This window comes from Azorhizobium sp. AG788 (genome assembly GCF_943371865.1).
Classification (GTDB): domain Bacteria; phylum Pseudomonadota; class Alphaproteobacteria; order Rhizobiales; family Xanthobacteraceae; genus Azorhizobium.
The window spans coordinates 20,025-29,778 of record NZ_CALRWL010000061.1 but is presented as its reverse complement, the minus strand read 5'-3'; the positions used below and the strand labels follow the sequence as shown (position 1 = coordinate 29,778).

Annotated in this window: 8 protein-coding genes; 3 read left to right on the top strand and 5 right to left on the bottom strand. The window is 68.0% G+C overall.

What is annotated here, in order from left to right; genetic code table 11:
* Positions 1 to 83: 83 nt before the first annotated feature.
* From AAG816_RS24585 to mutY, 4 genes are all read right to left on the bottom strand, one after another.
* The gene (locus tag AAG816_RS24585; RefSeq protein WP_341992343.1) at positions 84 to 380 is read right to left on the bottom strand and encodes a hypothetical protein; all 297 of its coding nucleotides are present in this window, start codon (positions 378 to 380) and stop codon (positions 84 to 86) included.
* 110 nt (positions 381 to 490) lie between these two features.
* Positions 491 to 748, bottom strand: coding sequence for a hypothetical protein (locus AAG816_RS24580; RefSeq protein WP_341992342.1), 258 nt, complete (start codon positions 746 to 748; stop codon positions 491 to 493).
* Positions 749 to 859: 111 nt separating this feature from the next.
* Positions 860 to 1,123 carry a hypothetical protein gene (locus AAG816_RS24575; RefSeq protein WP_341992341.1) on the bottom strand — a complete coding sequence of 88 codons (264 nt, stop codon included), beginning with the start codon at positions 1,121 to 1,123 and terminating at the stop codon, positions 860 to 862.
* 155 nt (positions 1,124 to 1,278) lie between these two features.
* Positions 1,279 to 2,361 carry an A/G-specific adenine glycosylase gene (gene mutY / locus AAG816_RS24570; protein WP_341992340.1) on the bottom strand — a complete coding sequence of 361 codons (1,083 nt, stop codon included), beginning with the start codon at positions 2,359 to 2,361 and terminating at the stop codon, positions 1,279 to 1,281.
* Positions 2,362 to 2,521: 160 nt separating this feature from the next.
* Here mutY and AAG816_RS24565 point away from each other — a divergent pair, with 160 nt between their 5' ends.
* Positions 2,522 to 2,998 carry a DciA family protein gene (locus tag AAG816_RS24565; RefSeq protein WP_341992338.1) on the top strand — a complete coding sequence of 159 codons (477 nt, stop codon included), beginning with the start codon at positions 2,522 to 2,524 and terminating at the stop codon, positions 2,996 to 2,998.
* 122 nt (positions 2,999 to 3,120) lie between these two features.
* Positions 3,121 to 3,807, top strand: coding sequence for a DsbA family protein (locus AAG816_RS24560; protein ID WP_341992336.1), 687 nt, complete (start codon positions 3,121 to 3,123; stop codon positions 3,805 to 3,807).
* 79 nt (positions 3,808 to 3,886) lie between these two features.
* Here the strand turns inward: AAG816_RS24560 and AAG816_RS24555 are convergent, their stop codons facing one another.
* Entirely contained in the window at positions 3,887 to 4,537 is a 651-nt protein-coding gene (locus AAG816_RS24555) for a hypothetical protein (protein WP_341992335.1), read from the bottom strand.
* 489 nt (positions 4,538 to 5,026) lie between these two features.
* On the opposite strand from AAG816_RS24555, the gene gltB reads away from it, so the two are divergent.
* Entirely contained in the window at positions 5,027 to 9,718 is a 4,692-nt protein-coding gene (gltB, locus tag AAG816_RS24550) for a glutamate synthase large subunit (RefSeq protein ID WP_341992345.1), read from the top strand.
* Positions 9,719 to 9,754 lie beyond the last annotated feature (36 nt).

The following is a 9,754-nucleotide window of genomic DNA, read 5'->3' as shown; positions in this document are numbered from 1 at the left end:
GCCAGCGCCGCCTCCGATCAGGCTCTGCTGCCCCGCGCCGCCCGTTGTCGTTTCACACCTCTGGAAGGGGCCGCTCGCCCCGATCACCAGAGGGCGGGCGAGCCGCTGTGCGCGGGGCCCGAATGGGCATCGCCATTATCGAACGGGCCGACCACGCCCGGCACGCGGAAGGTGGGCTGTGCGGGCTGGGCCGGCTGATGCCGGGTGGCGGCGGTGGCCTGCGCGCTCAGCGGCAGCAAGGCGTGCTCGGAGGCGGCGCTGGCGGCGGCCACCGCATAGTTCTCGCGGTTGGACGCGCTGATATATTCGTCCGCCTGGGCGGCGCCCGAGAGGGCAAGGCCGGCAGCAAGGGCGAGGGCGGCATAAGAGAGATTACGCATGGTCGTGGTCTTTCATGGCTGTGACGGTTCGCGCCGTCGGTTCATCTGGGGATGAGTCCCGGACAGGATGGGGAAGGCCGGGCCTTCCCCTCCCGTGGTCCGGGCCGCGATCAGTTGTGGGCCGGGCCGGAATGGGCGTCGCCGCTGCTGAACGGGCCGACGATGACGACGGGCTGGGCGGTCCAGGCCAGGGGGGTGGCCATGGGGCGGGCGGCGCGGGGCAGCAGAGCCTGATCGGAGGCGGCGCTGGCGGCGGCCACCGCATAGTTCGCGCGGTTGGCGGCGCTGATATATTCGTCCGCCTGGGCGGCGCCCGAAAGGGCAAGGCCGGCAGCAAGGGCGAGAGCGGCATAAGAGAGATTACGCATTGTCTTGGTCTTTCAGGTGTTTGACGGTTCGCGCCGTCACTGTCTTTGGGTGATCATTCGTTGGCAGGCGAGGGGAAGGCTGCGCCTTCCCCTCGCTGCGACACAGCCGGATCAGTTGTGGGCCGGGCCGGAATGGGCATCGCCATTATCGAACGGGCCGACGATCTGGGAGGTCGGTGCGCTGGGGCGGACGGTCGCGAGCCGCGCGGTGGCATTGGCGAAGGCCGGCAGCAGGCTCTGCTCGGAGGCGGCGCTGGCGGCGGCCACCGCATAGTTCTCGCGGTTGGCGGCGCTGATATATTCGTCCGCCTGCGCTGCGCCCGAAAGGGCAAGGCCGGCAGCAAGGGCGAGGGCGGCATAAGAGAGATTGCGCATGGGAGTCTTTCCTCAATTCGAAGGGCGGTGGGTGCCGCCCCGTTTCGAGTGAAGAGATAGACCCTCGCGTCCTCCGGGATAATCACCAGAATGCGCGGAAGATTAAACCGGATTTAGCAGCAATCGTGCGGGAACCGAGGCTGTGGCCCCGGTGTTCAGTCCGCCCGCCCGTGGGCCAGCACCTTGCGCATCAGGCTGGGCAGGGCCTCGCGGTCGAAGTCGTCCGGGCGCACCCAGCGGTGGCCGTCCGGGGCCGGCGTGCGCAAAGGCAGGTCGGCGCGGCGCACCGCCAGCGTCAAGGCGAAATGGGTGAAGACGTGCTCCACGCTGCCCGGCAGATTGCGCCATGTGGCGGGCAAAGGGGCATGGCTCTCGGGATTGGCGGGCGCGGCCCCCCAGGGGGTGGAGGGCACCTCGGTCATCTTGGCCAGGAGGCCCTTGTCGGGCCGGGTGCGCATCAGCACCGCGCCATCGGCCCGCACCGCCAGGAAGGCGATGCCGGCGCGGGCGGGCTTGGCGGTCTTCGGCGCCTTTACCGGATAACGGGCGGGATCGCCCTCGGCGCGGGCGGTGCACGGCTCCATCCACGGGCACAGCGGGCAGGCGGGGGAGCGCGGGGTGCAGATGGTGGCGCCCAGATCCATCATCGCCTGAGCGAAATCGCCGGGGCGGCGGGCCGGGGTCAAGGCGGCGGCCAGCGCCTTGATGCGCACCTTGCCCTTGGGCAAAGGCTCGTCCACCGCATAGAGCCGGCTCACCACCCGCTCGATATTGCCATCCACGGGGCTCGCCTTGCGGTCGAAGGCGATGGCGGCGATGGCGGCGGCGGTATAGGGGCCGATGCCGGGTAGGTCCAGGAGCGCCGCCTCGTCATCGGGAAACTGTCCGCCATGGCGGTCCACCACCGCCTTGGCGCAGGCGTGCAGATTGCGGGCGCGGGCATAATAGCCCAGCCCCGCCCAGGCGGAGAGCACCTGCTCCAGCGGCGCGGCGGCCAGATCCGCCACCGTGGGCCAGCGGGCCAGGAAAGTGCCGAAATAGGGGCCGACCGCCTTCACCGTGGTCTGCTGCAGCATGATCTCGGACAGGAACACATGATAGGGATCGGCCCTGTGCCCGGCCTCCGCCCGCCACGGCAGGCGGCGGCGATGGCGATCATACCAGGCCAGCAGAGCGGCGGGCTTTGGGGCGCTGGCGGGGCGGGCGGAAGCGGAGGCGGTCGAAGCGGAGGCGGTCATGGCGCCACCGTGCCCAGGGCCGACGCGCCGGGCAAGGGCCGGGATGCGCGACAGCTTGCCGGGGGCGATGCGCCGGCGGGGGCGATGTGCGAAGGTGGGGCCGGCGGCATCGTGCGTCGCACAGGACCCAGGAGACCGATGTCCCGATGAGGATGTCCCGATGAGAAAGCCGCGGCCCGTTCGCCTGCTCGCCGATCTGGTGGGCCCCAGCATCGCCGATGCCTTGGGCCGCGCGGGCTTTTCCGTGGTGGAGATCGTCACCAACTGGGATGAGATCGTCGGGCCGGATCTGGCCCCGCGCACCATGCCGGTGAAGATGCAGTGGCCCAGCCGGCAGAATAACGAGCCCGCCACTTTGGTGGTGCGGGTGGAAGGCGCCTACGCCATCGAGCTGCAATATGCCGCCCCCATCGTGGTGGAGCGCATCAATGCCTATTTCGGCTGGCGCTGCGTCGGCAAGCTGGCCTTGCGCCAGGGGCCGGTGCCCGCCCGCCATGGGCCGCCGCCCAAGCCGCAGGAGCCCGATCCGCTGCATGTGGCGGCCATCCGCCACAATCTCGGGCCGATGGAGGACGAGGCGCTGGGGGCATCGCTGGCGCGCCTCGGGGCGCTGGTGCAGCGCGAGCGGGGCGGCTGAGGCCGACGTTTTTGCCCCGGGGAAGAGGGCTGCGCCGGAAAAGGTGATCGCTTGGGGTTTGCCGCCCTATCCTCGCCATGGTAGCGCGATGGTGTCTGCGCCGTTCCGTTCCGGAGACTTTCATGTTGCTTCATCGTCGCCGCTTCCTCACCGGCATCGGCCTGCTCGCTCTGGCCGGCGGCGTCGGCGCGCCCTTGGCGCGCCTGCTCGGCTTTTCGCCCGACTTCATCTCCAGCGCCGCCGCGCAGACCGCCGATCAGGCCAAGCTGATGGCGCCGGGCGCCAGCCCGCTGCCGGCCAAGACCCTGGGCGATCCCAAGGCCCCGGTGACCATCGTCGAATATGCCTCGATGACCTGCAGCCACTGCGCCACGTTCAACCAGCAGACCTGGCCGACGCTGAAGTCCAAATATGTGGACACCGGCAAGGTCTATTTCGTGTTCCGCGAATTCCCGTTCGACCCGGTGGCCACCGCCGCCTTCATGCTGGCGCGCTGCGTGCCGGACGACAAGTATTTCCCCATGGTGGACACTTTGTTCGAAACCCAGCGCGCCTGGGCCTTCAGCAACGATCCCGCCGGCGGCCTGCTCAAGATCGCCAAGCAGGCGGGCATGAGCGAAGCCGATTTCGAGAAGTGCCTGTCGGACAAGGATCTGGCGGACAAGGTCCAGGCCAGCGCCCAGTATGGCAACAAGGAACTGGCGATCGATTCGACGCCGACCTTCTTCGTCAATGGCAAGAAGATCTCCGGCGCCCTGACCGTGGCCGATTTGGAAAAGGAACTGGCCCCGCTGCTGCAGGGCAAGTGAGCTTTCGTCCCTGAGGCATGGGACCAGCGGGGTGAGGCGGATCGCCTCGCCCCGTTTGCGTTTGGCGCGCGGCTGCGGCTTACTCGCCGTCGGGATTGTTGGGGTCCGGGGCCAGCGGGCCGCGTGGGCGGGTGGGCGGCGGGGTGCCGATCTGCGATCCGCTGCCGATCAGCGATCCGCTCTCCACCACCGGCGGGCGCGGGGTGGTGGCCACCGGGCGGGAACTCACCACCTGGCCGGAATAGGCATCCACCGCCAGCAGCACCGGGCCGGCGGCCGAGGTGGCCTGGACATAATAGAAGCCCTGCGAGAATTGCGGCTTTTGCACCTGGGCATAGCCAGCGCTGCTGACGATGGCCTGGATCTGGTTCGCCGGAATCATGGGCGCGCCCTGCGGCATGGGCGTCTGGTCCGGGCTCAGGGGCACATTGACGAACGGCGCCACCACCACCGGCGCGCCGCCGCCGCCATTCCAGTTTCCGCCGCCGTTGTTGCCGCCACCATTCCAATTGCCGCCGCCATAGCCGCCATATCCGCCGGAGGATCCCCCCGACGAGGGCGGCGCGAAGGTCACGCCCCGTTCGGCGGCGCGGGCGGTGCCGATGCCGGCCAGAAGGGCGGCCAGCGCCAGCAGCAGGCCGAAGGCGAGCAGAAAGCGGATGGCCACCGCCGGCACCGCGAGGGCGCGGGCGCGGCCCCTGCGGGAAGGACGTTGCGGGCGCGATGTCATGGCTGGGTCCCGGGCTCCGTGCGAAGGCTCCGCCGCCGGCGCCCCGCGCAGCGGGTCGCGCTGGTGGGGGTCGGCTTCAGATCTGTGCCACTATGGCCGGCGAGGGTTGCCGCAGGCTGGCGCGGCGGATTGAGGCGCGGTGGGGGCGTCCCGCGCGTAGCATCGGATGATTGTGTCCGGCTTTCGTTTGTGGGCCGGGGGCCATGTTCGCAATAGGATTGCGCCGGGGTGCCGTCCGCCGTACCGTTGTTTCGTCAGAAAGCGCCCGCACGCAATATATGCAGCCTCGGCATGGCTCGTCCGCATCTGCCGGCTTGTGGATGTGCCGCTTTTCTGTCATCTTTCAAAAGATAGGGCAGGGGTGCTGCCCTATTAGCGTCCCCGCGATTGTATGGAGCGTGCGTTCTTGCGAGCGTGCGCCTCTGTGCGCGACGATGGGGTGGCGGACCGGCCCCGGCCGGCCATAGGGGAGAGTGGAGGATGACCAGCATGGATCGCAATGACGGTTTGACCGGACGTGTCGCTCAAGGCGCCGCCACCGCGAAAGACCCGGCGATCTTCGGTCGCCCGGAGGCGTTCGGCCTGTTCGACCCCGCCCATGAGAAGGATGCCTGCGGCGTCGGCTTCATCGCCGACATCAAGGGCCGCAAGTCGCACAAGGTGGTGCAGGACGGCATCCAGATCCTCCTGAACCTGGAGCATCGCGGCGCCGTGGGCGCCGACCCGCGCGCCGGCGACGGCGCCGGCATGCTGGTGCAGATCCCCCATCGCTTCTTCGCCAAGGAAGCCGCCAAGCTCGGCTTCACCTTGCCGGAAGCCGGCCATTATGCGGTCGGCCACATCTTCATGCCCCGCGATGCGGAAGGCCACGACATCGTCCGCGCCGCCTTCGAGCGGGTGGTGAAGGAAGAGGGCCTGGTGCTGCTGGGCTGGCGCACCGTGCCCACCGACAATTCCTCCCTGGGCGAGAGCGTGCTGCCCACCGAGCCCAATCACGAGCAGATCTTCATCGGCCGCGGCGAGCGCCACACCGACGAGGATGCGTTCGAGCGCCGGCTGTTCGTGCTGCGCAAGATCATTTCCAACGTGGTCTATGACGCCAAGGACCCGCGCACCGCCGGCTATTATCCGGTGTCGCTGTCCTGCCGCACCCTGGTCTACAAGGGCATGTTCCTGGCCGACCAGCTGGGCAAGTATTATCCCGACCTGCACGATCCCGATTTCGAGAGCGCGCTGGCTTTGGTGCATCAGCGCTTCTCCACCAACACCTTCCCGGCGTGGCCGCTAGCCCATCCCTACCGGATGGTGGCCCATAACGGCGAGATCAACACCCTGCGCGGCAACGTCAACTGGATGGCCGCCCGTCAGGCCTCGGTGGACTCTGAGCTGTTCGGCGCCGACATCTCCAAGCTGTGGCCGATCTCCTATGAGGGGCAGTCGGACACCGCCTGCTTCGACAATGCGCTCGAATTCCTGACCCAGGGCGGCTATGGCCTCGCCCATGCGGCCATGATGCTGGTGCCGGAAGCCTGGGCGGGCAACCCGCTCATGGATGAGGAGCGGCGCGCCTTCTACGAATATCACGCCGCCCTGATGGAGCCGTGGGACGGCCCCGCCGCCATCGTCGCCACCGACGGGCGCCAGATCATCGCCACGCTCGACCGCAACGGCCTGCGGCCGGCGCGCTATCTGGTGACCTCCGACGACACCATCGTGCTGGCCTCCGAAGCCGGCGTGCTGACCGTGCCGGAAGAGAAGATCGTCACCAAGTGGCGGCTCCAGCCCGGCAAGATGCTGGTGGTGGATCTGGAGCAGGGCCGCCTCGTCCCCGACGAGGAGATCAAGACCGAGCTGGCCCGCGCCCATCCCTACAAGGACTGGCTGAAGCACACCCAATTGGTGCTGGAAGATCTGCGCAAGGTGGAGGCGCGCGAGGTGCGCACCGACGTGGCGCTGCTCGATCGCCAGCAGGCATTCGGCTATACCCAGGAAGACATCAAGCTGTTGATGGCCCCCATGGCCATCACCGGCCAGGAAGCGGTCGGCTCCATGGGCACCGACACGCCCATTTCGGTGCTCTCCAACAAGTCGAAGCTGCTCTACAGCTATTTCCAGCAGAACTTCGCCCAGGTGACCAACCCGCCCATCGACCCGATCCGCGAGGAAATGGTCATGAGCCTGGTGTCGTTCATCGGGCCGCGGCCGAACATCTTCGATCTGGAAGGCAATGCCCGCCGCAAGCGGCTGGAAGTGCGCCAGCCGATCCTCACCAATGAGGATCTGGAGAAGATCCGCTCCATCGGCTTCATGGAGGAGCGGTTCGACACCCGCACCCTCGACATCACCTATCCCACCGACAAGGGCGCGGCGGGGATGGAAGGGGCCATCGAGCGTCTGTGCGAGCGCGCGGAAGCCGCCGTGCACGGCGGCTACAACATCATCATCCTGTCCGACCGCATGGTGGGGCCCGATCGCATCCCGATCCCGGCGCTGTTCGCCACCGCGGCGGTGCATCATCATCTGATCCGCAAGGGCCTGCGCACCTCGGTGGGCCTGGTGGTGGAGACCGGCGAAGCGCGCGAAGTGCATCATTTCGCTTGTCTGGCCGGCTATGGCGCCGAAGCCATCAACCCCTATCTCGCCTTCGAGACGCTGCTGGCCATGCCGGACGTGCCGGACGAGGTGGACGACTATGAAATCGTCAAGCGCTTCATCAAGTCCATCGACAAGGGCCTGCTGAAGGTGATGTCCAAGATGGGCATCTCCACCTACCAGTCCTATTGCGGCGCGCAGATCTTCGACGCGGTCGGCCTGTCGTCGGCGGTGGTGAACCGCTATTTCTCCGGCACCGCCACCACCATCGAGGGCGTGGGCCTGGCCGAGATCGCCGAGGAGACGGTGCGCCGTCACCATCTCGCCTTCTCCGATGCGCCGGTGTTCCGCATGTCGCTGGATGTGGGCGGCGAATATGCCTACCGCATGCGCGGCGAGGAGCATGCCTGGACCCCGGATTCCGTGGCGGCCCTGCAGCATGCGGTGCGCGGCAACGCCCAGGACCGCTATCGCGCCTTCGCCGACATGGTGAACGAGCAGGACAAGGGCCTGCTGACCATCCGCGCCCTGTTCCGCCTGCGCGAGCCGCAGGAGTTCGGCCGCACGGCGGTGGACCTGTCGGAAGTCGAGCCGGCGGTGGACATCGTCAAGCGCTTCTCCACCGGCGCCATGTCGTTCGGCTCCATCTCGCGGGAGGCGCACACCACCCTGGCCATCGCCATGAACCGGATCGGCGGCAAGTCGAACACCGGCGAGGGCGGCGAGGAGTCCGAGCGCTACAAGCCCCTGCCCAATGGCGACAGCGCCCGCTCCGCCATCAAGCAGGTGGCCTCCGGCCGCTTCGGCGTGACCGCGGAATATCTGGTCAATTCCGACGTGATGCAGATCAAGGTGGCGCAGGGTGCCAAGCCCGGCGAGGGCGGCCAATTGCCCGGCCACAAGGTGGATGCGGTGATCGCCAAGGTGCGCCACTCCACCCCCGGCGTCGGCCTGATCTCGCCGCCGCCGCACCATGACATCTATTCCATCGAGGATCTGGCGCAGCTCATCTATGACCTGAAGAACGTCAATCCCGATGCGGACGTGTCGGTGAAGCTGGTGTCCGAAGTGGGCGTCGGCACCGTGGCTGCGGGCGTGGCCAAGGCGCGCGCCGACCACATCACCATCTCCGGCTTCGAAGGCGGCACCGGCGCTTCGCCGCTCACCTCCATCAAGCATGCGGGTTCGCCCTGGGAGATGGGCCTTGCCGAGACCCAGCAGACCCTGGTGGCCAACCGGCTGCGCGGGCGCGTGGGCCTGCAGGTGGACGGCGGCCTGCGCACCGGCCGCGACGTGGTGATCGGCGCGCTTCTGGGCGCCGACGAGTTCGGCTTCTCCACCGCGCCTCTGATCGCGGCGGGCTGCATCATGATGCGCAAGTGCCATCTCAACACCTGCCCGGTGGGCGTCGCCACCCAGGATCCGGTGCTGCGCAAGCGCTTCAAGGGCACGCCCGAGCACATCATCAACTACTTCTTCTTCATCGCCGAGGACGTGCGCGAGATCATGGCGCGCCTGGGCTTCCGCACCGTGAACGAGATGGTGGGGCGCTCCGACGTGCTCGACCAGACCCCGGCCATCGACCATTGGAAGGCCAAGGGCCTGGACTTCAGCCGCATCTTCGCCCAGCCAAAGGTGCCGCCCACCGTCTCGGTGCGCCACACCGAGCGCCAGCATCACCCGATCGAGAACGTGCTGGACCGCACGCTGATCGCCCAGGCGATGCCGGCCCTGGAGCATGGCGAGAAGGTGAAGATCGAGAGCCCGATCCGCAGCGTGGACCGCTCCGTGGGCGCCATGCTCTCGGGCGCGGTGGCCAAGCGCTACGGTCAGGCCGGCCTACCGGACGACACCATCGACGTGCATCTGGCCGGCACCGCCGGCCAGGCGTTCGGCGCCTTCCTGGCGGCGGGCATCACCCTCAATCTGGTGGGCGAGGCCAACGACTATGTGGGCAAGGGCCTGTCGGGCGGCCGCATCATCATCCGCCCGCCGGACAACACCGCCATCGTCGCCGAGCACTCCATCATCGTCGGCAACACGGTGATGTATGGCGCCACCGAGGGCGAATGCTACTTCCGCGGCATCGCCGGGGAGCGCTTCGCGGTGCGCAATTCGGGGGCAATCGCCGTCGTTGAAGGCACTGGCGACCATGGCTGCGAGTACATGACCGGCGGCGTGGTGGTGGTGATCGGCCAGACCGGGCGCAATTTCGCGGCCGGCATGTCCGGCGGCGTCGCCTATGTGCTGGACGAAGACAACAGCTTCGCCAAGCGCTGCAACCTCTCCATGGTGGATCTGCAGCCGGTGGAAGAGGAAGAAGATCTCCTGGAGCGCCTGCACCATCACGGCGGCGACCTGGAGTTCAAGGGCCGCATCGACGTGCAGGGCGACATGTCCCGGCACGACGAGGAGCGTCTGCACCAGCTGATCGTCAAGCATCTGCACCACACCGGATCGCAGCGGGCCAAGACGATCCTCGACAATTGGGCCGATTACCGCTCCAAGTTCGTCAAGGTCATGCCGGTGGAATACCGGCGGGCGCTGCGTGAGATGGAGAAACGCAGCGGCTTGCAGGCGGCCGAATAAGGGCTCTTTTGAGAGCGGCCTTGAGCCCTCTCCCGC